General features: G+C 43.9%; 23 protein-coding genes and 3 pseudogenes. 2 read left to right on the forward strand and 24 right to left on the reverse strand.

Annotation, left to right across the window (positions count from 1 at the left end; all coding sequences use genetic code 11):
- Position 1 precedes the first annotated feature (1 nt).
- The 18 genes from FTT73_RS02215 to FTT73_RS02300 form a co-directional block, all read right to left on the reverse strand.
- The gene (locus FTT73_RS02215) at positions 2-1222 is read right to left on the reverse strand and encodes a beta-ketoacyl-ACP synthase (protein ID WP_180190938.1); all 1221 of its coding nucleotides are present in this window, start codon (positions 1220-1222) and stop codon (positions 2-4) included.
- Complete coding sequence (locus FTT73_RS02220) at positions 1222-1947, reverse strand: 3-ketoacyl-ACP reductase FabG2 (protein WP_159153435.1); 726 nt, start codon at positions 1945-1947, stop codon at positions 1222-1224. The genes FTT73_RS02215 and FTT73_RS02220 overlap by 1 nt, the downstream gene beginning before the upstream one ends.
- Positions 1944-2381, reverse strand: a complete 438-nt coding sequence (locus tag FTT73_RS02225; RefSeq protein ID WP_159153436.1) for a 3-hydroxylacyl-ACP dehydratase — start codon at positions 2379-2381, stop codon at positions 1944-1946. Before FTT73_RS02225 ends, FTT73_RS02220 begins: the two co-directional genes overlap by 4 nt.
- Positions 2378-3574, reverse strand: coding sequence for a beta-ketoacyl-[acyl-carrier-protein] synthase family protein (locus tag FTT73_RS02230; RefSeq protein ID WP_159153437.1), 1197 nt, complete (start codon positions 3572-3574; stop codon positions 2378-2380). The genes FTT73_RS02225 and FTT73_RS02230 overlap by 4 nt, the downstream gene beginning before the upstream one ends.
- Entirely contained in the window at positions 3567-4124 is a 558-nt protein-coding gene (locus FTT73_RS02235) for a DUF3261 domain-containing protein (RefSeq protein ID WP_180190939.1), read from the reverse strand. The genes FTT73_RS02230 and FTT73_RS02235 overlap by 8 nt, the downstream gene beginning before the upstream one ends.
- Complete coding sequence (locus FTT73_RS02240; protein ID WP_180190940.1) at positions 4114-5415, reverse strand: NAD(P)/FAD-dependent oxidoreductase; 1302 nt, start codon at positions 5413-5415, stop codon at positions 4114-4116. Before FTT73_RS02240 ends, FTT73_RS02235 begins: the two co-directional genes overlap by 11 nt.
- On the reverse strand, positions 5412-7745 hold the full coding sequence (locus tag FTT73_RS02245; protein ID WP_180190941.1) for an MMPL family transporter: 2334 nt from the start codon (positions 7743-7745) through the stop codon (positions 5412-5414). Before FTT73_RS02245 ends, FTT73_RS02240 begins: the two co-directional genes overlap by 4 nt.
- Complete coding sequence (locus FTT73_RS02250) at positions 7720-8307, reverse strand: outer membrane lipoprotein carrier protein LolA (protein WP_257232850.1); 588 nt, start codon at positions 8305-8307, stop codon at positions 7720-7722. The genes FTT73_RS02245 and FTT73_RS02250 overlap by 26 nt, the downstream gene beginning before the upstream one ends.
- Before the next feature lie 61 nt (positions 8308-8368).
- Complete coding sequence (locus FTT73_RS02255) at positions 8369-8788, reverse strand: thioesterase family protein (RefSeq protein ID WP_180190943.1); 420 nt, start codon at positions 8786-8788, stop codon at positions 8369-8371.
- Positions 8789-8797: 9 nt separating this feature from the next.
- Positions 8798-10330, reverse strand: coding sequence for an aromatic amino acid ammonia-lyase (gene hutH, locus FTT73_RS02260; RefSeq protein ID WP_180190944.1), 1533 nt, complete (start codon positions 10328-10330; stop codon positions 8798-8800).
- A 5-nt stretch (positions 10331-10335) separates the two neighbouring features.
- Positions 10336-11250 (reverse strand): acyltransferase, encoded by a 915-nt coding sequence (locus FTT73_RS02265; RefSeq protein ID WP_078426096.1) that lies wholly within the window; start codon positions 11248-11250, stop codon positions 10336-10338.
- Between the two features lie 17 nt (positions 11251-11267).
- The gene (locus tag FTT73_RS02270) at positions 11268-12002 is read right to left on the reverse strand and encodes a glycosyltransferase family 2 protein (protein ID WP_180190945.1); all 735 of its coding nucleotides are present in this window, start codon (positions 12000-12002) and stop codon (positions 11268-11270) included.
- 14 nt (positions 12003-12016) lie between these two features.
- A complete protein-coding gene (locus tag FTT73_RS02275; protein WP_180190946.1) occupies positions 12017-13678 on the reverse strand; it encodes an AMP-binding protein in 1662 nt (553 codons plus the stop codon).
- Between the two features lie 78 nt (positions 13679-13756).
- Positions 13757-14311: a septation protein IspZ gene (locus FTT73_RS02280; protein ID WP_180190947.1), complete on the reverse strand. Its 555-nt coding sequence runs from the start codon at positions 14309-14311 to the stop codon at positions 13757-13759.
- Positions 14308-14556, reverse strand: a complete 249-nt coding sequence (locus tag FTT73_RS02285) for an acyl carrier protein (RefSeq protein WP_058868645.1) — start codon at positions 14554-14556, stop codon at positions 14308-14310. Before FTT73_RS02285 ends, FTT73_RS02280 begins: the two co-directional genes overlap by 4 nt.
- A 9-nt stretch (positions 14557-14565) precedes the next feature.
- Positions 14566-14826: a phosphopantetheine-binding protein gene (locus FTT73_RS02290; RefSeq protein ID WP_180190948.1), complete on the reverse strand. Its 261-nt coding sequence runs from the start codon at positions 14824-14826 to the stop codon at positions 14566-14568.
- Positions 14819-15622 (reverse strand): 1-acyl-sn-glycerol-3-phosphate acyltransferase, encoded by an 804-nt coding sequence (locus FTT73_RS02295; RefSeq protein ID WP_180190949.1) that lies wholly within the window; start codon positions 15620-15622, stop codon positions 14819-14821. The genes FTT73_RS02290 and FTT73_RS02295 overlap by 8 nt, the downstream gene beginning before the upstream one ends.
- Positions 15616-16236 (reverse strand): beta-ketoacyl synthase chain length factor, encoded by a 621-nt coding sequence (locus tag FTT73_RS02300; protein ID WP_180190993.1) that lies wholly within the window; start codon positions 16234-16236, stop codon positions 15616-15618. Before FTT73_RS02300 ends, FTT73_RS02295 begins: the two co-directional genes overlap by 7 nt.
- A 212-nt stretch (positions 16237-16448) precedes the next feature.
- Here FTT73_RS02300 and FTT73_RS02305 point away from each other — a divergent pair.
- Positions 16449-16595 (forward strand): annotated as a pseudogene (locus FTT73_RS02305) (IS1 family transposase); the annotation flags it as partial.
- Positions 16596-16622: 27 nt separating this feature from the next.
- On the opposite strand, the pseudogene FTT73_RS02310 reads toward FTT73_RS02305, so the two are convergent.
- Positions 16623-16772: pseudogene (locus tag FTT73_RS02310) on the reverse strand (IS5/IS1182 family transposase); the annotation flags it as partial.
- 163 nt (positions 16773-16935) lie between these two features.
- The gene (locus tag FTT73_RS02315; protein WP_180190950.1) at positions 16936-17601 is read right to left on the reverse strand and encodes a flagellar biosynthesis protein; all 666 of its coding nucleotides are present in this window, start codon (positions 17599-17601) and stop codon (positions 16936-16938) included.
- 112 nt (positions 17602-17713) lie between these two features.
- Between FTT73_RS02315 and FTT73_RS02320 the strand changes: the two are divergent.
- Positions 17714-18181 (forward strand): annotated as a pseudogene (locus tag FTT73_RS02320) (IS3-like element ISAba14 family transposase); the annotation flags it as partial.
- A 30-nt stretch (positions 18182-18211) separates the two neighbouring features.
- On the opposite strand, the gene FTT73_RS02325 reads toward FTT73_RS02320, so the two are convergent.
- The 4 genes from FTT73_RS02325 to FTT73_RS02340 all read right to left on the reverse strand — a co-directional run bounded on the left by FTT73_RS02325 (position 18212) and on the right by FTT73_RS02340 (position 23842).
- The gene (locus FTT73_RS02325) at positions 18212-18454 is read right to left on the reverse strand and encodes a hypothetical protein (protein WP_180190951.1); all 243 of its coding nucleotides are present in this window, start codon (positions 18452-18454) and stop codon (positions 18212-18214) included.
- Complete coding sequence (locus FTT73_RS16265; RefSeq protein WP_228722930.1) at positions 18447-19562, reverse strand: hypothetical protein; 1116 nt, start codon at positions 19560-19562, stop codon at positions 18447-18449. The genes FTT73_RS02325 and FTT73_RS16265 overlap by 8 nt, the downstream gene beginning before the upstream one ends.
- A gap of 70 nt (positions 19563-19632) precedes the next feature.
- Entirely contained in the window at positions 19633-22890 is a 3258-nt protein-coding gene (locus FTT73_RS02335; RefSeq protein ID WP_180190952.1) for a type I restriction endonuclease subunit R, read from the reverse strand.
- A 34-nt stretch (positions 22891-22924) separates the two neighbouring features.
- The gene (locus tag FTT73_RS02340; protein ID WP_180190953.1) at positions 22925-23842 is read right to left on the reverse strand and encodes an Abi family protein; all 918 of its coding nucleotides are present in this window, start codon (positions 23840-23842) and stop codon (positions 22925-22927) included.
- Between the last annotated feature and the right edge of the window lie 73 nt (positions 23843-23915).

The following is a 23915-nucleotide window of genomic DNA, read 5'->3' on the forward strand; positions in this document are numbered from 1 at the left end:
ATTAGACACGTTTAAAAATCAAGGAGGTATTAATCCCCCCAAAAGCAAAATTGTTGCTCATCATCATTTGCGTTTCTGCTGAACGCATGTCTGAAACAATATAATCCAGATCACCACAAGCGCTGTCAATCTGATCTAAATTCAGCGTAGGCACCAACTGATTGCGTCGCATCATTTCAATGCTCAGCCATGCCTCAATGGCGCCGCACGCCCCCAGCGTATGCCCAAAATAACTTTTTAATGAGCTAATCGGTTTTTTACCCAAGATCCGTGCAGTGGCTTGTGATTCGGCAATATCCCCCTGATCGGTCGAAGTACCATGTGCATTGACATAATCAATATCCGCGGCAGTAAGCTGTGCATCTTTCAGTGCCAACTGCATACAACGTCCCATCATTTCAGAATCAGGTCGAGTTACATGCTGACCATCGGTATTACTGCCATAACCAACGATCTCGGCATAAATGGTCGCCCCGCGTGCTTGAGCATGTTCATATTCTTCTAAAATCAAACAACCTGCGCCTTCACCGACCACCAAACCATCCCGGTTTGCATCAAACGGACGCGGGGTTGTCTCTGGATGGTCATTTTGCACACTGGTCGCCAACAGCACATCGAACACGGCTGAACCTGCTGCACTGAGCTCTTCTGCCCCACCTGCAATCATCACGGTTTGTTTACCATATTTGATCGCTTCATAAGCCTGACCAATTGCCATGGAACCCGAAGTACAGGCACTTGAGGTCGGCAGCGTTAAACCTTTTAGGCCGAAATACACGGTCATATTGACTGCACTGGTATGCGACATCATACGAATGTAGGTCGTGGCATTGAGTTGGCTCATATTGTGCTCAATCAGCATGGCGCCAAACTCACGTACGGCATCGACACTACCTGCAGAGGAACCAAAAGCCACGCCTGCATCGCCACTTTTTAAGATATCCGCATGTAGTAAACCTGCATCTTCCAATGCTTTTTCAGCACATACAGCAGACATTAAAGCAACACGCCCCATGCCACGGGTCACCTTACGGTTAAAGTGCTTCGGTACAGTAAATGACTCTACTGGACCAGCCAATTTACTGCGTAAATCAGGATAAATTTCCCAGTCAGGCATATAGCGAATACCGCTTTTCCCTTGTGCAAACTGCTCAAAAATTTGCTCTGCGGTTTCCCCCAAAGAGGTAATCCCAGACATGCCTGTCACAACAACACGTTTCATTAGATCAAGCCTCCATTGACTGAAATCACTTGGCGGGTGATATAACTGGCATCATCACTGCATAAAAACTTCACCGCTTTGGCGACTTCTTCCACCTGCCCCATGCGTTGCATCGGGATCATTTTCAAGGCGTGTTCTTTCACTTCTTCGGTGACCATTTCTGTTTCAATCAAGCCCGGAGCCACACAATTCACCGTGATTTTGCGTTTGGCCAATTCCAGTGCCAATGCTTTGGTCGCACCAATCAAGCCTGCTTTGGCAGCACTATAGTTCACCTGACCACGATTACCCATGATTCCAGACACTGAAGACAAGGTCACAATACGTCCGCCCTTTTTCAAGCGAATCATCGGCATCATCAAGGGTTTCAGCACATTATAAAAACCGTTCAGAGAGGTCGAGACCACGTCATCCCAGTCTTCATCAGTCAGTGCGGGGAAAGCACCATCACGGGTTAATCCTGCATTCAACACAGCGCCGTAATAAGCACCATGCTGTGCTATATCTTGCTCTAAAATAGCGGCAATATTTTCACGCTCATTCACATCGAACATCAGTACATGGCTGGCCTGTCCAAGCGCTTGAATTTCCTGAGTCACCGCTTCGGCCTCAGACTGTCTTGAACGAGCATGGACCGTGACATCAAAGCCTGCCTTTGCCAACTCCAAAGCAATCGCTTTACCTATTCCACGACTCGAACCCGTGACTAAAACTCTTCTGTTCACACTAATTTTCCAATGATTTCATTCATATTTTCAGGCTCAAATACGCTCAACATGGCGCTGAACCGATGTTCTTGATATTCAATTTCACAATTAAACTGCCCCAGACCTTCGTGCAGATAACTTTGTTCTACTCGAATACGTACGGTTGTGCCCAAACTAAAATAAGCACAAGGCAACTGCATTTTACGCGTTCCCAATAAAAAGCCAATTTTCGGTGGCAAGCCCTGAGTTTGTCCTTTATAACCGGCATAGGCACTAATGGTCTGCGCCATCAACTCAATGCTGCTCCATGTGGGCAAGCCTTCTGGCTCACAAAACATCAAATCAGGTGTGATGTGAAGTTCTGCAATAGCAAATTCATCATTGGCTTCAATCAAATGGCTCACGAAAACCATTGGTTTTTCATGTGGAATAAACTGTACTGCATCCATCATGGCAAAGCCGTCCCGAAAATTAAACTGATATTGCTGCCACCGAAAGCAAAAGAATTACTCATCGCATAGCGAATCGGTGTATTCAAATGCGGTGTAAGCACATAATTTTGCTTAGCCAAAGTTTCATCCAATTCACCTGCATGATGCAGCGGCAACCAGGATTGATCTAATAAAACCTGCTGGCAAATAAAGGCTTCGATTGCACCCGCTGCCCCTAGACAATGTCCCGTTTTATGTTTGGTGCTGCTCAAGGCCACAGCTGCATCTGAGAAAACGGTCTGTACCGCCTTAATTTCCATCGCATCATTTTGCGGTGTAGAAGTTCCATGTAAGTTCAAATATCCAATATCGCTTGCTTGCAGCTGTGCAGCGTCTAAAGCTTTTTGCATCGCCTCCGCAGCCCCTTTCCCTTCTGGATGTGGTGCTGAAATATGCCATGCATCCATTGACTCGCCGCTCGACAGTAACATCACAGGGGCAGGCGCTTTAGAGAGTAAAAACAGTCCTGCGGCTTCACCAATATTGATACCGTCACGGTTGGCACCACAGGGCTGACAAATTCCGCTCGATAAGCTTTCTAAACTATCAAAACCATTTAAGGTCAGCTTGCAGAGGGTATCGACTCCACCCACTAAGACAGCATCGGCCAAATCGGCATTGAGCAGACGTTGCCCCGCCGCCAGCGCTTTAGCTGCCGAGGAACAAGCGGTAGAAATGGTATAGGCAGGCCCTTCCCAGCCCAAATACTGTTGTAAGGCTTTCGCTAAACTGCCCATTTCTTGCTTTTGGTGCTGTACAAACTGCGGTACAGACTGTTGAAACTGGACTTTTAAAACAGGCTCATTATCCGCGATGCCTGAGGTTGACGTGCCGATAATCACAGCAAGACGTTGTTTAGCAAACTGTGCTGTATAAGCATGAATTTCAGTTTCAATGTGCGCCAAAGCCGTCAGGGCAAAGCGTAGATTCCGTGAATCTGCACCACTCAAGCTTTCAGGCACTGCTTGAAGCAAGGCTTGATCCGATGCACCGACCCATACTGTACGCCCCGCGATCAGATCCTCTCGTTGGGATAAGGTATTTTTGGTGTTGGTTAAGGCATGTTGAAGCTCAGCAGTATTGTGTCCCAAAGCCGACAGCGCCGCACTGAACTGAATACCAACGGCTGAAACATGCTGTAGATTTTTAGTCATGATGGTCACCTTGATCATCTTCCAACGTATTGCTCACCGCGCTGATCACCATCTGATAAGGCACTTGCAGATTATCTAGCTCAATTGCCCCCTCATTTTGCTGAATTTTCAACACGGGCTGCTGCTGCATATAAATGGTATCGTCTTTCTGTACGACAGCATTTTGAGCAGCATGTAATGCAGCAAAATTTGGATAAGTTGCATACAGAATATCGCGCACCACATAATCAAAAGGCAACCGTTTCATTGGATCAATCCGCTGTTCAACGTCTACCTTTTGGCCATCAAAACTGAGCTTAAACAACTGCTGTCCGGTGAGGCTGAGCACCAGCATATCAAGCGACTGCCCTCGTTGCTGCTGGTACAGTAAAAAACTGAAACTCTGGGTTTTCCACTGTACTTCAATTTGGTCTTGGCGCTGGTAATTCTGCGCAGCCCACTGCGGAGTCGCCAGCCCTTGCGCTTTGGGGATCCAGCTTTGGCAGGCACTACAGAGCAGCGCACTGGCTAAAACCCAACTGACGGTCTTTAAACGCAGCTTAAGTTTCATCGGTCAGCGACTCTTTTTCAGGTTGTTCTTCTCGGCAATATTCGGCCAAAGTGCTCAAACGTTGCTTGGCATTGCGATGAATCGGGTTGCTCGTATCCCATGCATAACCTGCCAGTAAAGATGCAATCATAAGGCGAATTTTTTCATCCTGCTGAGTCGAAAATATCACATCCTGAAACTCACCTGAATACCATGATTCGACATAGGCACGGAACACTTGAATGCCTTTACGGAGCGGCTTTTCATATTGCCCCATCCAGTCTACCGTCTGACCTTGCAACACTTGCTCGACCAATGGCACTGCTAGACTGGAAGATTTTAAGGCAATGGTGACCCCTGAAGAAAAGACAGGGTCCAAGAACTCGCCAGCATTGCCCAGCAGTGCATAGTTTTCAGATGCCAAGTGTTTCACATCGGCAGAGTAGCCCACCAAAGTACGTACAGGAGTATCATGTTTGGCGTGACGCAGCACATGCGACAAGCTGGCATCATCGGCCAAAATACGTTTCTGCAAGGCTTCTAAGTCATAGTCCGGACTGCCGTCATAACCGTATTTTTCAAAGAAATCCTGCTCCGCCACAATACCAAATGAAGAGCGCCCATCGGCAAAGGGAATCAGCCAATACCACGCACGGTGGTCTTTTTCATGCACGGTAATTAAAATTTTCTCACGGTCAAACTCAGGGTCATCCAACAAACCATCTTCAATATGGGTAAAGACTGCACGGCGTACAGGAAAGTCCGACGGGCTTTCTAAGTCGAGAAACTTTGGCAAAATGCGGCCAAAACCGCTGGCATCCAAGAGGAACTTGCCTTGAATTTGATAGCTGTCGCCTTGCGCATCTTTGACCGTCAAAATCGGCTGTGTAGATGCAACATCGACCGTCAAAACTTCATGGCCAAAACGGATGTCCGCGCCCATTTTTTCGGCTTGCTGTGCCAAAAGTTGGTCAAAGTTGGCGCGTCGTACCTGCCATGTGGTCCCCGGGCCTTCACTAAACTTTTGGGTAAAGTCATAAAAACTGCGCTGCGTACCTCTTAAAAAAGCCGCGCCATTTTTAAACTGAAAGGCATATTCATCGGCATGGGCACGCACTGTCTCCAACAAACCCGCTTCTTCTAAAAACACCATACACTGCGGCAATAAAGACTCACCGATGGAAAAGCGTGGAAAATACTGCTTTTCGATGACTGTGACCTGATGGCCTTTTTGACGCAGCAAAGCCGCGGCAGAGCTACCTGATGGTCCCGCCCCAATAATTAAAACATCTGTCTGTTGCATGGTGCTCATTGCACTGTACTCTTTGGCTGATATTGTTGAACCACCCCATGTTTTGCATCGGAGGATGTAAAAAGTGTGGCATAAATAAATGAAAAAATAACGCCCAGCAACACCGTTAAGCCAAAACTGTGAATAGCATAAGTATGACTAAAGGACAGCAAACCAAAACTAAAGAACGTCGACATCATGCACAGGAACAAAGCCATACCCACCACCTGCGGGTGATCATGTCCGTGGCGGTAGAAAATCGCATAGTCCACTCCAATTCCAATGATCAGGAAGGTACCCATAATGCTGAATAAATTAATCTCAACACCGAGCCAGGCTTGAATCGCAAACGTGGTCATTAAGGCCATACTGACAGGCAACACCAAAGGCAGAATGGATTTTTTGCCATAAAGTACCCCTAAGCCAATGGCTAAAATCAGCAAAGCACTCAGCAATAGCCACTGTGCTTGCACACGATGCTGTTTAAATAGCTCAGACAGTTGATGCACTGGGCGTAACAGTTGTACATGTTCATTTTCCAGCTGCTGCACAGCGCGTACATCATGCACATTTTGCAGCATCACCAAACGTTGTGTCGGACTCATCTGCAAAAAATGCAGAGGATGATCTTTAAAGACGGCTTCGGTCAGCAATGGTTGGTCTTTTAAATGGGCTTGCCAGTTTAAAACATCGGCTGTATTGAGCTGCAGTGCTTGCGCATATTTCACCAAAGCGGATTGAGGAATCGCCTGTAACATCGCAATATTGTGTTTTTGCTGCTCAAGCGAGGGAATCCACTGCCCTAAAGCCTGCACAGCATCTACCTTTCCAGCCTGTTGCAAGGGCGTAAGCTCTGCAAGTAGTTGCTGCTCATACTGTTCTAACTCTACTGGGGTTCTGCCCTGTACCACAAAATATTCGCTGCTTTGCTGTTGCATAAAACGTGAACGAATATATTGATCTCCCTGCTTTAAGGTGGCATCCATACTTTGCAAATTGCGGATGTCATCATTGCTTTTCAGGAAGGCGAGGCTGCTGCCTGTCACCAGTACAATTAGTGCAATCATGCCATAACGCAGTGTATTTCGACTCTGCACATAACTGCGTGCTTTGCCAATAAAGCCCAGTGCACGTATCGCAGGTTCCGCATTCAGCGCAGGCAAACGTGGTAGCAGTAAAATACTGGTCACCCATGCGACACTCAGTCCAACCATGGAAAAGACTGCAATTTGTTTAAAACCCGGAAATGGGGTAAAACTCAGCACCACATAGGCCAACAGCGTGGTCATTAGCCCCACAAATAAACTCGGCAATAATGGTTTTAAAACAGCAAATCCATCAATCTGTCGGTGCTGAGACTGCATGGCCATAAAGTAAAATGAAAAATCGACACAGACCCCAATCAGACTGGCGCCAAAGACCAGTGTCATCAGGTGAATTTCACCAAAAACCCAATAGGTCACCGCAAAGGCCACTAAGCTGCCTGTGCCGACTGCAACCATTTCCGTCAGCATCGGTCGTATCGAACGGAAGCCAAACCAGACTAGAAGCAAAATCCCGATGGTCGAACCCACGCCAATGGTGGAGATTTCCTCTTTGGCAGAGTTAGTGCCGAACTGTGCAAACAGCAGCGTACCTGTCCAGTACTGTTTAACTTGCAACTGGTTGAGCTGCTGATTGATATTTTGGATAAACGCAGCGGTCTGCTCTTGGTAGGCAATATTATAAGGGCTGTTATTGAGCTGAAGCACCATCAGGCGTGAGATGCCTTGCGCATCACGAATTGTGGCAAAGCCCTGCTCTAAATTGATATCGGCATTGCTTTGTAAAGCACCTAACCCCACTGCATAGCGCGGAAACAACAGCAAAGGATCTTGCTTGAGCATTTCAGCCGTAATCGGCATGCCCGGACTCATCAGTTGCAATAAGCCCTGCTCCATCAAAGCAACATCATCTTGCCCTTGCACAATCTGCTGATCGGTCTTAGATAATAGCCCGGCCTTGTGTTGATACAGCGCTTGGGCAAATTGATCAGGATCAAGCTGTGGACGCACAGGTAAAAACAGCTGACTTTGGTCGGCTTGAGTCTTGAGTGCTTGCGTTGCCTGTTCAAGTTGCTGATCAGTTTTGGCATCCAACACCACAAAAACTTTGTCATTTAACTGCTGACTGACATATTGCTGTGCTTGTTCCAAATGTGCATCTTGATGGGCCTCAGGCAGCAAAGCAAAAATATTAGTCTCAATCTTAATGCCTTTATTCAGCCAAGCCATGCCCAATGCCAAAGCAATGACACACAGCACCAACAGCCACAGGGCGCTAAATTTATTTTGCCAATTGGAAAAGCGCATTTTCCGCAGCCGTTAAAGTTTGAGGTTGAGCCGTTTGCTGGCTAAAACGAATGATGGTGCGGTTATTGGCTTGTTCCAAAATCGTGATACGGTCCACATAACGCTGCCCGTGCGCATCGACTTGGACAAAAAGCTTTTTAAATAGATTGCTTTTCGGCGTTAAGCTGACATTCCACTGCGTCGGGCTGTAGTTGGCAGACACCACGTTGAAGTTTTTAGCGAGCGCCGCTTCATTGCCCGACATCAACTGTAAAAACATCGTTGCTACAGAGCCATAGGGAGTCTTATCAACTTCAATTTGACTGGACGTACGCTGCGTCTTTTGTACCAACTTACGCGGTGTCACCACCAAATCGGCTTTGACTGGACTTTGAATCTGCCACAGCACGCCTTGGTTTTTGCTGAACAGCACAGTACCTTTGGACACATAGGTTTTATTCAATGCTGCCAGTTTTTTCTGCTGCTCAAATTGGGCACGCACCACAGGCGTTGCACCAAGCTGAGCAAACACCTGCTTCAATTCAGTATTTTGTGCATTCGCTGTGGGAGCAAGCAAAGTCATCACACTGGCTGTACACGCAACGAAAATCATCTTAGAGAATTTGTATCGAATCATGCTTGCATTACTCCGCCTTAAACTCAGGCCATGCATTTAAACAATCCAACAACACCTGTGGAGATTGAAAACACATTTCACGTTTTTCAATATGAACTGCCACTTGCGAAGTAAAGCCCTTGGTCAACTTTCTACCCGTGACCGCATCAAAAATCAGATATTCAATTTTCAAGCGATTTTCCCATTCTTTCAAAACAGCGCGCACACGAATTTTCTGTTCAAATTCGATGCCTTGTACATAGCGCACATAGCTTTCAATGACAGGCCATGCATAGCCCGAGTCGCGCATTTGGTTATAGTTATAGTGAAATTGATCTAACAGTTTGCAACGTGCAATTTCAAAATATTTTAAATAATGCCCATGCCACACCACATGCATGGTGTCGACGTCATGAAAAGGCACTTCAATAATTACATCAGCATACATGCTCATTTCCTATGAATATTGAACAGCAATGCTGTCTAACAGTTCTAAATGCTCAAAACGATTGACCAGCGTTTGAAGCTCTTGTTGCAAAGGACGATCTTCCGCTACGTAGGTGAAGCTCTGAAGCACCCAGTGTTGAAATGCTGTTAAAACAGGGCTGAGTTCTGTATCTACACCTTTAAGTTTAACTGCTTGAACTGCTGCACAACTGAGTGCTGCAATCACTTGTTCGGTCAGAGTAATGACACGGCTAGCATCACGTGCGGCAATGGTACCCATGCTGACTTTGTCTTGATTATGACATTCGGTTGAACGTGAGAAAATCGACGCAGCGAGTGTCTGTTTCAAGGCTTCTGCCGTCCATGCCGAAACCCCGATTTGCACCGCTTTAAAGCCATGATTCAGCGGTAACCGCTCAGGACTTGAACCAGTTAAATTACGCGGTAAACCATTGTTCATTTTATAGTCCACCAACTGTGCCAACTGACGATCCATCAGGTCAGCAATATTCGCAATCATAATTTTCAGGCTGTCCATGGCTTGGGCAATATGTCCGCCATAGAAATGTCCGCCATGCAGTACCCGTAGGTTCACTGGGTCAATCAATGGATTGTCATTACTTGAGTTCAGCTCATTTTCAATAAACTGACGCAGCCACAGTTTAGAGTCTTCAAACACCCCGATCACATGCGGTGCACAGCGCAATGAATAACGGTCTTGCAAGCGTGAACTTTGGTGTTCGGTTTGTACTTCACTGTTTAACCAGTCGCGTAACTGCGCTGCAATATGTTGCTGTCCCCGATGTGGTTTTTGCGCAAACAGCACTTCATCAAAATGGCTTGGATTCCCTTCTAAAGCCAAAACATTCAGTGCAGTAATCAAAGTACTGGCAAAAGAAATCTGTTCGGCTTTTTTATAATTCAGGCAGGCAATCGCGGTCATGACCGCTGTACCATTCATCAGGGCTAAGCCTTCTTTAGGACGCATCACCAAAGGCTGCACACCTTTTTCGGCATACACTTGCGCAATCGGCACGATCTGACCTTGATAGTACACATCGCGCTCACCAACCAAGGCCCCAGCGATATAAGACAAAGGCGTCAGATCCCCACTGGCACCAACCGAACCTTCCGAGGGAATCACAGGCGTCACATCTTCATTCAGCATCCAGACCAAACGCTGCAATAAGGCATGAGAGACACCCGAATAGCCACGTGCCAAAGAACATAAACGCACCACCACGACAGCACGCGCCGTAATCAGGTCTAAGTTTTGCCCCATGCCACAACCATGAAAACGCGACAAATGCAGCGGCAGCTCATGCACTTGGTGGGCTGGAATTCCGACTAAGCACGAGTCGCCATAACCCGTGGTCACCCCATAAATGACGCCTTCGTCTTGCAACAGCTGATCGAGGAAATCTGCGCCGCGTTGAATCAATGCTGTCCATTCAGCAGATGCAGGCAATGCCACCTGTTTTTCTTTACGCGCTACAGCCACAACATCTTCAATACTGAGCGGACTTTCCCCAACAATTAACACAAGACTTATCCTTTATTCCAAAAATTGTAAAAATTAAACCATTGATAGGGCGCTCGTATGCAATGCTGTTCCAACAGTTGCACATACTGTCTTGTGGTCTGTTGCATGGCCTGTAAACGCTCTTTACGCGGCCAGTTCAACTGCTCCGCCACTTGATGAATATGCACTTCAAAATGTGTATCAACTCGATAGCAAAACACTGCCAACACAGGAGCTTTCAATAAGCTGGCCAAGATCCAAGCGCCTTGCGGCCACAGCGCTTGCTCTCCTAAAAAAGCAACCGATTGTACCCGATCTGACTGCACGGGTACGCGGTCTGCTGCCACAATCACCCATTCACCTTGATCCAATTTATCCTGCAAAATCAGTGCTGTTTCGATTCCTAACTCGTCCACCGAAACCAAATTGACATCGGCATGTTCATTCAGTTTTTTCAAAAATGCATTGAACTTGGTGGCATGCTTTTGATAGACCAACACATTAATTTTCTGCGGATGCTCTGCTTTGATGGCACGTAACAATTCAATATTGCCAAAGTGTGACACCACAATCACCGCACCTTTTTGATAGTGCGAACGAAAGTGCGCATGACCATGTAGCTTTAAGTTCTGCTCAGGAATATGCCCGAGCCAGCCCTCAATTTTATCTAAAATACATTCGCCAAATTGCATCAAATGCGTATAGCTGTACCACAGCTGTGGCTCAGTCTGAAATGGCGACTGTGCACCTGCAAAATGATGCAGTTTTTTTAAGTACAACAGGGAAGCCTGACGCGCAGTATTGGAAAAAAGCCAATACCATAAAATCACAAAGTATAAGATGACTCGGCACAGCCAGCGCCCACCTAAACGGTAGAAACCCAGCATCAGCATCAGCGGTAACATCCCACCCCGCTCTTTCACGGCGCTCCATTTCTGCATATGCTTCTCTGACCGCCTTAGCCTTTGACTTTCTGATAAATCAGCTTGGGGAACCGCAGCAGCATGCCACCCAATAAGCGACTATGCGCGCGTGCCATGCCCAAATTGTCACGCCAAACATCAAAATGTGAAATGCCGCCTTCAGGGTAAATCACATGCGTAGGCAGATTGATAAACGGTACATTTTCCCATTTCAAACGCACCAAAATTTCCGAGTCAAAGCCCATCCGCGGTTGAAACTTAGCTGTGTTTAGAATGTTCACCGTCTGCGCCAAAGGATAAACCCGAAAGCCACACATGCTGTCTTTAATATCAAAAGACAGACTGTTAATCCACACCCAAATATGTGTTGCATAACGGCCATAGAGACGTTTTTTCGGAACAGTCGCATCAAAGATCGGCTGACCAATAATCATGGCTTCGGGGTGCTGGATAGAGGTGTCTAAAAAGCGTTGCACATCCGGCCAGTCATGTTGTCCATCGGCATCCAGTTGCAAAGCATGGCTATAACCACATTCAAAGGCATGTTTAAGACCTGTGATCACTGCTTGTCCCTTACCCTGATTATGGGTATGTTCAACCAAATCGACCCTTGGGTAATCATGCGCGAGCTGATGTAACACCGCCGTACAAGCAGCATTACTGCCATCGTTCACCATAATGATCGGTAACTCAAAAGCGCTTAAATGTGATAGTAACTCAGCCAAATAATGTGGATGATTATACACAGGAATCACAAAGCAGTATTTCATTTTTATCTCTCGGCTTAAACGTCTGTAGGGACAGCAAACAGCAAACGTCCTGATGCCAATATTTTGTCATGATTTTTCAGCTCAAAGCTGAGCTTATGCGCTTTACGGCTGAGCACCAGTTCCACCGCTTGATAGGGCTGGATCAGTCCCTGAAATTTTAACTGCTCAAAACCATTACACCACAGTAAATCTGCCCAATTTTGTTTGGCAAAATGTTGAATAAATCCAATTTGCCCTACACCCGGATAAATCGGGAAGTTCGGAAAATGCCCTTTAAAGCATTCCAGCTCAGGCACAAACTCCAAAGCATAACTGATCTGCATATCCTGAGACTGCTGTGTCAATACCACAGGCAAGGTCATCGGCAGAAAGAGTGATTTTAAATACTGTTTGTTCAGCTTCGATTGTGCATTTTGTGGCATTTGCGTTAAGAACCGCCACTGCCGCGGAATCGCAATACTTTCCAGTTTCTGTTGTAATTGTTTTTTCAGCTTTGCGGTAAAGGAAGCTTTGCCCTTTTCAATGAGTAGCGCCCTAGCATCCTCTGTCAGCACAGCTACCACCGCCAAAATCTGACGATGTTCTTTTTCGTGAATTAGGACATGACATTGTTGTATTTCGACCAATTCAGCGATTTTTGCTTCAATCGCATCGAGACTTAACCGCTTTTCTTCGAGTTTGACAATGCGGTCCAAACGCCCCAACAACTGAAACGAACTTTTGGGATTATCTGCATCCATAACCTGCACTTTATCTCCCGTCAGAATCCAATCCTCGCTATAGGCATGGTTGGTTTTAACGGCTAACTCTTGCTGCTCGGCGCAGTTAATTTCGACATTGACAAAGGGTGTCCATAGTGCATCATCCGCCTGACGGTGAGCAATCCCGCCTGTTTCAGAACTACCAAACACTTCGGTAATGGGACGGTTCAGCAAAGGACGTACGCCTGCATCCAACTTTCCACCAGAGGAATAGACCCGATGGCAGTCTTGCAACACTACATCTGTGGTCCAGCGCTTCAACAATGCAGGACTTGAAATCAGGTAATTGGGCAGTTGCAAATGGGCAATTTTCTTTTGAAGATCGACCACATCTTCAGGGAAAGCCAGTTGTTTTTGGTAGAAACTACGTCCACTGGCTAAGGGCCACAACAACTTAAACAACAAACCATAAATATGTTGATGACTCACCGTGGCAATCGCAACTGCCTGCTCAGGCAAATCAAAACTGGCTTCCAAACCACAGACTTCATTGAACAATTGTTGCAAGGTGCGCGGAATCTTTTTCGGTTGCCCTGTTGAACCCGAAGTATAGAAATACAGCTGTGCCTGATTGAGAAAGACTGCATCAAATTGAAGCTCAAAGATTGACGATGCTGTCGACGGCAAACGTTGTAAAAAATAAATCTGCTGTTCAGCCAATTCTTTTTCTAAGTCACTGACCCGATGCGGCGGCAACAGCACTTGCTTACCTGCTTGCAAGGCTGCAAACAACAATACCAAAAACTCATAACTGTCTTGTTCCCAAAGCGCCCATACTGGCTGTTCCAACTGCTGAATTTGCGTAGCCTGCTCAGCTACATCCAACCAAAAAGTGTGAAAGGAAACCAAACTTGAGTCCGCCTGAATACACAAGGAACGCGATGAATGGAGATGGTGTTGAAAATGACAAGACATAAAATTTGTTTTTAAAAACCGTATTTCTAATCGCTATAGTTCGAGGCCACTGTTTCAGTTGCCCTGACGGAAATGCTGTTATTTCTGTACCTGATGCAGTCGTTGCTGGCGTTTACGCAACACAAACTCACCCAGTAACAGTCCACCCATCAAGACATAAGAGATCAAACCGTTATACAGCACCCAAATCTTCATCGGTGCAAAGAAAACAGTGATCAGGGCAATGACCGCATTGATGCAAAAAAAACCACACCAAACTTTGGTCACTTGACGGGTCCATTCTACTCCTTCTTCGGGCAGATTAGGCTCTGCCAAACGCGCAAAACGTTCAATCATTGAAGGCGGTCGAACCAAGGTGCTGGCAAAAATAAACAGCGCCCCAAGACTCATAAAGACAGGATAGAGTTTAAGCCACGCATGATCTTTTAAAATCAAACTCAGCCCGCCACATAAAATGGCAAAACATGTCAATGGCCACAGTAGGGCATTACCCTTACTCAAGAGACGTAAAATGCCCAGGGCAATCAATACAGCACTGACCCAGACATACTGTCCATGTGCCAAAGCATAAGCAACAAAAAAAGGATAGAGGATCAATCCGATCCCTGCTACCCCTTTTAAGATGTCGTTCATGCAACTGACATGTTTTGAATGACGACCACCACATCTTCTACGGTGCGCACATTTTTAAAGTCTTCAGGGTTGACTTGTTTGCCTGTTAACTCTTTAATTTTTACGACCAAATCAATGGCATCAATACTATCAACATCGAGGTCTGAAGCTAGGTTTGACTCTAATTGCACATCTTCAGGCGCAATTTCAAACAGCTCTTCCATCCATTCACGTAATTTTTCTAACACGGTTTCTTGTGCAAGCATAGCAACCTCTTATACTGTTTTCTGTGCTTCAACCAAAGCCACTAAGCTTTGAATTGATTTAAAATGTTCTTTGGTTTCTGCAGACTCTGCATTCAAATGAATGCCATAACGTTTTTTCAATGCCAAGCCTAATTCAAGGGCATCAATCGAGTCCAAACCCAGACCATCGCCAAACAAAGGCGCATCTGTATTAATGTCTTCAATACTGATGTCTTCAAGGGCAAGGACATCAATAATCATTTGCTTTAATTCATCAGCAAGATTAGTCATTTAGGGATAACTCTTGGTTAAAAAACCACTGTAATTGTTGATTTAATTGACGTACATTTTTTGGATTAACCGTTACGTCATCCAATACGTCTTCCACACGGATCGCATCCAAGACTTTTACATGGATATGAAAAGGCTGTTCTGGAATGTGATACCATTTTTCGTTTTTTGTGAGTGTCGAGGGCGTACAGCTAATTAGCACAGGGCGAATCGGCACCCCTACTCTTAGTGCAATATTGGCTGCGCCACGCTGAAACTCATTCAACTTCTCACCTTTGGCCGTTCTTGTTCCTTCAGGAAAGATGAGCAACGAGGCAGCATGGTCTTGTTGTAATTTATGTACACAGTCCTGAATAAACTGCTCGGAACCTGCATTTAAAATATAGCCTGCGCTTTGTACAGGACCTTTAGTAAATGGATTAGACCACAGCGCCTGTTTCACAACGCAATTCGCCTTTTCCATTAAACCAATTAAAACCACCACGTCAATCAATGTCGGATGGTTGGCAATCACCAGCTCTTGTTGGCTGTACTGTAGCTTATCTAAACCTTCAACCGTATAGGTCATAATGCCCAGTTTTACCATCATCTCGGTAAAACCTTTGAAACTGTGCTTAATGACTTTTTGAGAGCGTTGCTTGCGAACTTCAGGGTCTTGTGAACTCAACTTGACCATTGGTGCAATCAAACTACCAATCGCCACGCCGCCTAAGGCAAAGCTGGCAAAGCTAAATCCTGTCACTCCAACGCGCCATGCATAGTTGGCTTTTTGCTTGATTCGATTTAATTTCAGCATTTCGTCCACGCTTCAGATTCAGTTTGCTCAGGATTAGTCCAAAACGTGTTAAATGCTAAAGCTTGCTGATAGGCTGGCGTTGCATTCGTATGCTTTGGCGTAAGTATCAAATTTGCAGGCGCTAATGAAATCATTGCTGCCATCGCAAAAGCAGAAAATGGATGATGCTCGATATAAATTTCAGGTAGCGCATCATCATAATACACCAGCAAAACCTGACGGGCTTCGGGCTGTGTTTTTAACCACGCGTAAGCTTCAATCAACCCGTCATTCCACGAGCCTGCCAAACTGGTCGCAGTTGTCGCATCCTGACATAAAATAGAGTACAAACCTGAAATTGCATTATGAACCGAGGTTGAAAACTGTGTCGGTGAAGGCGTTTGATTTCTCAAGACATCTTCTAATATATTCAGCGTTTTGGCTTCATCGCCATATTGCGATACCCAAACAATAGAATCGACATTGCAGGCATCTAAAGCTTGTAGGACACTATTCAAAGCCAGCTTTGCCAGACGAGATAAGCGCCGGCGTTGCATCGCAGGAATGTGTTGTATAGCTGATAACTCTTGATCAATCGAACTTAGATTTAAGCGGGATACGTGGAGTTGCATCATCATGATCAGTATTTAAAAAATTGACAATTATCAGGTGCGTAATTATAACACCGAGTCAAGTTTTTCACAAAAAATAACAAAACTACGTTGTTTTCAAAAAGGCTTTGTTGCACAAAGATTTCATAACTATATGATTTTAAAAGTTTTGATTATTTTTTGATCCAAAATTAAATTTATTTAAATCAGATGCTTACATATTTATGCAACAAAGCCCCGTCGGTATTGAAGGTAACAATTGCAGAATTCGTCATCGAATCAGGCGTGGATTTAGGAGAAGTTGCAACTTTTCTAAAAAGCTCGAAAATCATTTTAAAGCCTTTGATTTGACTTTCTTTTACCTTAATAACGGATTTGTTTAACGCCAACATACTTTTTGAAACACCACCAGTTTTATTTCGACCTTGTTTGCCTTGCGGTTCTGCATACCATTGTGTTTTTGGATCGAACCAAATGGCAATATTCCCACGATTAAAGAGTGCTCGGTTATATGCTGACCAATTGGTTATGTGGTAGATTTTTTGTGTAAGCTTCTTCATTTGAAAATTATATTGCTGAAAAAGCCTTTACAGATAGGTTTGTGCAACAAAGCCTATGTGAAGTTGAATGTAGGCTGGTAAATCTAACAGATAGATAAAATGATAAAGCTCTTCTAAAAGAGCTTTATTCTAAGAGTCTATAACTTGGATTTAAAATGATTTATTAGGGGGTTACTTTAGGCAAAGATGAAATTAATTTAGCTTCATAGTCATTCAAAACATTATCAATATTTTCAATCCATTTTGTACCATTGGCTACCTGTGCTGATCTAACAACTTTGCTGTAAACGTGAATAGGTTCAGCTGGCGATTTCTTCGTATTGATGATATCGGTATCAATTTCAGAATGGATTTTAATAGATGCAAATCCTGGCTGGAACCAAGACCAGAATTTATTAATTTTAATATTCAAAACTAGGTCTGCGTTCGCCCGATTGGCAGCATTATCTTCAAGAACTTCATAGCCTGATTTCTTAAGTGCTAGAGTTGTACGTTTCTTTAATAATTCAGAAACCGTTTCTTTCTCTAAAAGAATATCACCTAAAGCTTTTCCATAACCGTTACGCTTTCGAGCTACAGCTTTTGCTTTTTCTTCAGCCGTAGCCTTTGCTAAACCATCTTTTAAAGATGGGATATCAGCAGTTGGTGGTTTATCTTGAAAAGACCTTTCATCTTCAACAAGTGCAATAATCACTTTTTTAGAATTACTGACCTCTTGTGTAGAAACTTGATTAGGGGTTGGAACTTGGATAAGTCCACGAGATGTTGCACATCCTGAAAGTGTAGTGATTAACAACCCAAAAGTTAGTATAAGAAAAAAATGTTTCACAAAAATCCCTCAATATTTATATAGTTAGGCAAAACTTCATAAATATAAAGAAATAGCGCAAAGATTGAAAGATAATTATTCGTATAGAGATGGATCCGGAAATTTGAACAACTCCTATATCCCTATGGCAAAAGGCTTTGTTTATTTATGTGCTGTGATTGATTGGCATAGCCGCAAGGTACTTGCACATAGGGTATCGATTAGTATGGAGGTGGATTTTTGTATTTCGGCTTTAAATGAAGCGATTGAAAAATATGGATCACCTGAAATATTTAATACAGACCAAGGCAGTCAGTTCACCAGTGATGCATTTATTGATGTATTGAAATCAAATGGCATTCAAATCAGTATGGATGGTAAAGGTCGATGGGTTGATAATGTGATGGTTGAACGATTATGGCGGAGCGTTAAATATGAAGAGGTGTATCTCAAAGCTTATAGCAGTGTCACAGATGCGAAAAAGCAATTGAGTGCATATTTTGAGTTTTATAATTTTAAACGACCTCATTCGAGTCTAGACAAAATGACACCAAATGAATTTTACTATGATCAGCTACCCCAACAAAACAAGGTGGCTTAACTAGAGCGGAATATCAATATCACGGCGAATTCAAACAAGTGGGACCACCTCTCCAATTCCTAACCCATCTTTTGATAGATCATTAATAACTACCTTTTTAACCCAAAACTGAGTCACATTATTACCAACTGTCGAATAACCCGTTGCTACCTTTCTAATAGTCTGCTTATCCAACTCATATTTAAATTCATTAGTTTCACCTAAATATTCCCACTCTGATGCTTGAACAGAACAAACACTACATAGTATTAATGCTAGAAATACTCTACTCATAATCAACCTCTATTTCATTACTCTCTTCTGTCCCAGTTTCACTATCATTGGCTATCAAATCCGACTCTAGCTCTTCAGGTATATCGTTGTTGGTATTGTTATTAAAATCTTGGCTCATCTCGACACCTAAACGCGAACCATCAGAATTATTATTCGAATATAAGTCTGAATTTGTTGTAGATGCATCACTCTCATTTTGAGGTAAATAATTTTTCTCTTGTATTTTCCTCTGAAGTAGGCCGATTAATTGGGGTTCAATTATTTTTTGATGATTAAATGCCAAGTGACGTGTGTTAGTAGGAATATAATAATACTTTTGATTTCGTGCTTGAACTCTATCCTCTTTTAAATATTCATTCCGATTAAAACCCATCTGCTTAGAAACAGCATCATCCATGAGTCGTGCAGTATTATCTAGATAAAGGCAGTAGAGATTATCAATTTCTGTATTTACATAACAATCACGAACACTTCTAGCCACTCCAGAAATTCCAGAATCTGACAGTATCTCTAAAAATTCATCTACAGCATCACTCATATAGCTATAATTATCTGTAATCGTACTATCAGTTAAATAAGAATCAGTGACTTCATCATTAGATGTATCGGTGTAAAGATAAGGTGTTGAAGTATTATCTGCAGATTCTTCATAGGAAGCCGTATCATAATCAGCACTAGCCTCTTCCGTGCTACCACCCCCATTATTAGCAGCTACAAACAATATTGTCCCTATGACACCGAGCCCCAAAATTGTAAAAAATATAGCTTCCTTCACTCTTCTTTTTTTAGGTTTTGGAGTTACATCTAGCGGTGAACTGTCATTACTAGATAAACTTTCACTACGGTATGGAGACAAAGGTTGCGATTGAGGTTTTTGAGCTATTTTTTCTTTAAATTTATCAAAAGCAACAAAAAAACTTCCAAATACTAAAAATGCCAACCCTAAAGTTAAAGGTACAATGACAGAACCTAAAATAAATACGCCCACTACTCCCAAAAAGCTATGAGGTTCAATAATAGAATAAGCAACATAATAAGGTAGCAATAACAATGACAAGTAAATCACTATATATGCCGCTAGATATAAAAAACCCAAGAAATATGCCATAACACCCCTAAATTACTTCAGAATTAATAAGTCTGCAAAAATGACCATTTAAAATTTAACTTTGAACTTACTATTGATGATCTCTATTGACCAACACATCATAAATAATATGTGCAAACTGCTTCATCTTCGCAGGATCACTCATCAGCTGTGTCATTTGCTCAGTATGTGCATCATTGCTATCCAATACGGCGTCATCAAGCGCCGTATCAAACTCACCGAGCATCGCCTGCTCACGGGTGTTATTTTGAATCTGCTTCATCATCCGCACGTTTTCAGACATCTTATCTGCCACGGTATGAACATAATTAATCATGTCTTTATCAGTCAGCTTATCCGTGATAAAGATCTCATTCACGCGGCTTAAGATCACCGACAGGAAGTCTTCCTTCTTGTCTTTCGCCTTGGCTGTACCCAAATCATTCCCAGGCTCCAATTTATGCTCAGTACTGTCTGCTTTAAGCTGAATATCCTGTTGACGTAACTTAGACAAGCGGTAATGGCTCATCGCCACATTGCTCAGATCAATCTCATCTTCATCCGTAGCTTGTTCACGCAGCATTGGGCGTAAGTTACGTGCAAAAAGACTGAGCTTCTCAAGTTCTTGATCGTCATATTCTACGATTTGAGACATAAATTCATAGAACCGGGTAAAGCTACCCAAGTCCTTTTTGAAGATTTCCAAAGCATCACGGGCTTTCTTCGCTTCTGCAAATTCGTTTTCAGCATTAGCTATCAGTACGGCGTCAGCTGTCTGTTTACAGCGTTCTAAACGGCTCTTGGTGACATCATAATCATTCATGGCTGTCGTGTAGCGATGCTGCCAGCGTTGTAAAGCGGGCTTACAGATGTTTGCGAGGGCTGCACTGGATTTATTTTTGCTGTAGAAGGCCTCAACGAACTGTTCTACCTCAGTCCAGAGGAAAATACCTGAGGCTTTCAGCTTTTCAAACAGATCATAAACCTGATCGGGATTGGATACATCCGCCAGTTCCGCCGTTTGATAATACGGTTGGAAAGCATCAAGAATGTCTTGTGGATCGTTAAAGAAGTCGAGCACAAAGGTGCCTGTTTCAGATTTCGCAGGATAGGTACGGTTTAAGCGTGATAAGGTCTGTACACACTCCACCCCACCGAGTTTTTTATCCACGTACATGGCACACAATTTCGGCTGGTCAAAGCCGGTCTGGAACTTATTCGCCACAATCATCACCTGAAAGTCATCGCTGTCGAATGCCTTACGCATCTCACGACCTTTCAAGTTTGGGTTCATATTGCTTTCAGTAAATTTTTGACCTAACAGATGGCTACTGTCTGCATCATTGGCATTAAATTCTACATCGCCTGAGAATGCCACCATGGCTTGAATGTTGGCATAGTTCTGTTCAGCAATGTATTTATCAAAGGCCTGTTTATAACGTACCGCTTCTTTACGAGAACTGGTCACCACCATGGCTTTGGCTTGTCCACCGAGTAAGCCCATAATATTCTTCTTGAAATGCTCAATGATGATATGCACTTTTTGCGAGATATTATGATCGTGTAAGCGTACCCACTGATTCAGCTTGGTCTTGGCTTTCTTGGCATCGACCTGAGCATCTTTTTCTTCGATCTTCTGCTTGAGCTTATAAATGACTTTATAGTTGGTGTAGTTTTTCAGCACATCCAGAATAAATCCTTCTTCAATCGCTTGACGCATCGAATAGACATGATATGCCACAGGAATATTGGTTTTAGACGGCGGCATGCTTGGATCGGGCAAGCGTCCAAACAGTTGTAAGGTTTTATCCTTTGGGGTTGCGGTAAAGGCATAGAAGCTTAGGTTTGCACTGCCCTTACGTGATGCCATCACCGCATCGAGTACATCTTCCGAAGAAAGCTGCTCATCTTCTCCACGCTCTTCAATCATCAAAGTTTCTTTGAGCTGACGCGCCGTGGAACCGCTTTGCGATGAATGGGCTTCATCGGCAATGACGGCGTATTTACGTTCTTTTAAACTGGTGCTGTTTTCAATGGCACGCAGTACGAACGGGAAAGTCTGAATGGTGACGATGATAATCGGCTGCGCCATTTCCAAGGCTTTTGCCAGTTTCTCCGATTTGGAGCCATCGCCTTCCTTGTTGTTAATCCGTCCCACGACGCCATCTGCATGTTCAAACTGATAAATGGTGTCTTGTAGTTGCGCATCTAAAATGGTTCGGTCTGTCACCACAATCACAGAATCAAACATCTTTTTATTATTAGCATCGTAGAGACTGGAAAGCTGATGCGCCGTCCATGCAATCGAGTTGGATTTACCCGAACCGGCACTGTGCTGAATCAGGTATTTTTGCCCTGTGCCTTCTGCCAATGAATCTTGAACTAGGTTATTCACCACTTTCCATTGGTGATAACGGGGGAAGATCAGACTTTCCTTTTTGTATTTGCGCCCTTCCCAGTCTTCCTTTTCTTCAATCTGTAAATGAATGAAGTTACCCAAAATATTCAGCAAGCTATCTGGGGTTAAGACTTCATTCCATAAATAGCCTGTGGCATATTCATTCACATCTTCAGGAATGTCATTGCCTGCACCCTGCTCTTTGGTGCCTTTGTTAAATGGCAGGAAATAGGTGCTATCACCATTCAAATGCGTCGCCATATAGACTTCATACTGACTCACGGCAAAGTGTACCAATGCCCCACGTTTAAACATGAGCAAGGGTTCAGGCTTGTTGGTTTCAGGGTCTTTGGGTAAGCGAGTCTTTCTATACTGTGTCATGGCATTTTGCACAGCTTGCTTAAACTCGGATTTCAGCTCCATGGTTGCCACAGGAAAGCCATTGATAAACAGGACCAGATCGATCCGCCATTTCTTAGCTTGTTTGCCTGTTGCCTCTAGTTCGGCTTTGCTGGCGTATGGGCTATATACCAGTTCAGGCACCACACGGCAAATGTTTTGCTGATAGCGTTGATTCAGTTCAGGGTTTAAGCCATGTTCAGGTTTAAACTGGCAAAATGAAAAACGTACCCCACGGGTACGGATACCATGCCGTAATACGCCCAATGTGCCATAGCTGCGAGATTCGACATCGGTGGCATTGATGTCAGCTTTTTTAAGCTGAGCCACCACGGTATCTAAAAAATGGCGTTCGGTATCATTGGGAAAGATGTTTTTAAACTTCTGCCACTCTTTGTCTTGGGTCTTTTGCACAAAGCCTAAAACATCCTGTTCATACAACGCTTTTTCACGGTTGTAGCCTATACCTGAACCAACAAGCCAACCATGGCTTTGCATTTGCGCAATAATATCTTGCTGGAAAATAGTTTCTAAAGTTGCATCCGATCTCATGTTTCCCCTACCCCTAAATACTCAAATTTCTTTATTACTGTTCTATTTGCCAAACTGGATAGCTTTGCCAATCTTCAGGGAAGCCCATCGCTGTTTTTGATATGTTGTGATGTGTCAAAAGCAGATCAACCAGACGTTTACGCCATGTATGCTGCGGGGCGATTTTGTCCATGAAATAGAGTAGAAATACCAGACTGTTATAAATTTTTCGATCTGATGCGTTGGTATTTTCAAAATTGCATTGCACCCGAAGCCCCATCGGCTTACTGCGCGGCTTGGCAATGGTTTTGGTGAATTTGCGGTTCCATAGTCTTGAATGATGAGCACAGGTATTTCTTAAGTAGACAAAATGCTGTAATAAGCCTTCAAACTGTTTTTCATCGCAATCGAAATGACTGGAAATGGCTTTACGTGTCTGAATCGGTGCCAAGAGCTGATACCATTTGGACAGTTGCCCAAAACTCATGACTTCGCAGGTGGCCCAAATCGGTGGTAATTCAGGATCATCATAGGTACGTTTATAGTGTTCTATAAAGACTTCATCTGCGCGGGACACTTCAGTTTTCAGTGATTCGAGTAAGCTTTGCCATCTAAAGGCGGGTTTAAAGTACTGCCCTTGCAGATAGGCGTGACAACCATGCCGATGTGCCAGTTCATAGGCAAAACGGGTGCGAACGGCAACTTCCAGGCGTTCTATGGCATCCAGGATGAGTAACCTTAATTCACGATCAAATACATACAGCGCTAACACCTGTTCAAAACTGGTATCTGGTTTAAAGCAATGTGGTGAATGGGTGTATTCAAACGGAAGCCAGTAGGCACCTAAGCGATAATAATTGATTTGCTCCAGGTAAAATTGTGCATCTTGCTCATTGGCAAATTGCATACCTCGAGCTTTTAATAGCTCAATTTGTTCAGCAAAGGTTTTGGCAGGCTTGTTAAAAGATTTCATAGATCGCTGCCCTGATTGTTATATTTTTTAGGGCTCCAGAAACAAGTAACCCGACAGTTTGAGGATGCAATTG

It is taken from the genome of Acinetobacter sp. YH01006, from assembly GCF_013420445.1.
Classification (GTDB): domain Bacteria; phylum Pseudomonadota; class Gammaproteobacteria; order Pseudomonadales; family Moraxellaceae; genus Acinetobacter; species Acinetobacter pseudolwoffii.

Bases quoted from the DNA above. Each gene is read 5' to 3' on its own strand.
- FTT73_RS02215 (WP_180190938.1), bottom strand. From the start codon at position 1,222: ATGAAACGTGTTGTTGTGACAGGCATGTCTGGGATTACCTCTTTGGGG.
- FTT73_RS02225 (WP_159153436.1), bottom strand. From the start codon at position 2,381: ATGATGGATGCAGTACAGTTTATTCCACATGAAAAACCAATGGTTTTC.
- FTT73_RS02230 (WP_159153437.1), bottom strand. From the start codon at position 3,574: ATGACTAAAAATCTACAGCATGTTTCAGCCGTTGGTATTCAGTTCAGT.
- FTT73_RS02235 (WP_180190939.1), bottom strand. From the start codon at position 4,124: ATGAAACTTAAGCTGCGTTTAAAGACCGTCAGTTGGGTTTTAGCCAGT.
- FTT73_RS02240 (WP_180190940.1), bottom strand. From the start codon at position 5,415: ATGAGCACCATGCAACAGACAGATGTTTTAATTATTGGGGCGGGACCA.
- FTT73_RS02245 (WP_180190941.1), bottom strand. From the start codon at position 7,745: ATGCGCTTTTCCAATTGGCAAAATAAATTTAGCGCCCTGTGGCTGTTG.
- FTT73_RS02250 (WP_257232850.1), bottom strand. From the start codon at position 8,307: ATGACTTTGCTTGCTCCCACAGCGAATGCACAAAATACTGAATTGAAG.
- FTT73_RS02255 (WP_180190943.1), bottom strand. From the start codon at position 8,788: ATGTATGCTGATGTAATTATTGAAGTGCCTTTTCATGACGTCGACACC.
- FTT73_RS02265 (WP_078426096.1), bottom strand. From the start codon at position 11,250: ATGCAGAAATGGAGCGCCGTGAAAGAGCGGGGTGGGATGTTACCGCTG.
- FTT73_RS02270 (WP_180190945.1), bottom strand. From the start codon at position 12,002: ATGAAATACTGCTTTGTGATTCCTGTGTATAATCATCCACATTATTTG.
- FTT73_RS02275 (WP_180190946.1), bottom strand. From the start codon at position 13,678: ATGTCTTGTCATTTTCAACACCATCTCCATTCATCGCGTTCCTTGTGT.
- FTT73_RS02280 (WP_180190947.1), bottom strand. From the start codon at position 14,311: ATGAACGACATCTTAAAAGGGGTAGCAGGGATCGGATTGATCCTCTAT.
- FTT73_RS02285 (WP_058868645.1), bottom strand. From the start codon at position 14,556: ATGCTTGCACAAGAAACCGTGTTAGAAAAATTACGTGAATGGATGGAA.
- FTT73_RS02290 (WP_180190948.1), bottom strand. From the start codon at position 14,826: ATGACTAATCTTGCTGATGAATTAAAGCAAATGATTATTGATGTCCTT.
- FTT73_RS02295 (WP_180190949.1), bottom strand. From the start codon at position 15,622: ATGCTGAAATTAAATCGAATCAAGCAAAAAGCCAACTATGCATGGCGC.
- FTT73_RS02300 (WP_180190993.1), bottom strand. From the start codon at position 16,236: ATGATGCAACTCCACGTATCCCGCTTAAATCTAAGTTCGATTGATCAA.
- FTT73_RS02325 (WP_180190951.1), bottom strand. From the start codon at position 18,454: ATGAGTAGAGTATTTCTAGCATTAATACTATGTAGTGTTTGTTCTGTT.
- FTT73_RS16265 (WP_228722930.1), bottom strand. From the start codon at position 19,562: ATGGCATATTTCTTGGGTTTTTTATATCTAGCGGCATATATAGTGATT.
- FTT73_RS02335 (WP_180190952.1), bottom strand. From the start codon at position 22,890: ATGAGATCGGATGCAACTTTAGAAACTATTTTCCAGCAAGATATTATT.
- FTT73_RS02340 (WP_180190953.1), bottom strand. From the start codon at position 23,842: ATGAAATCTTTTAACAAGCCTGCCAAAACCTTTGCTGAACAAATTGAG.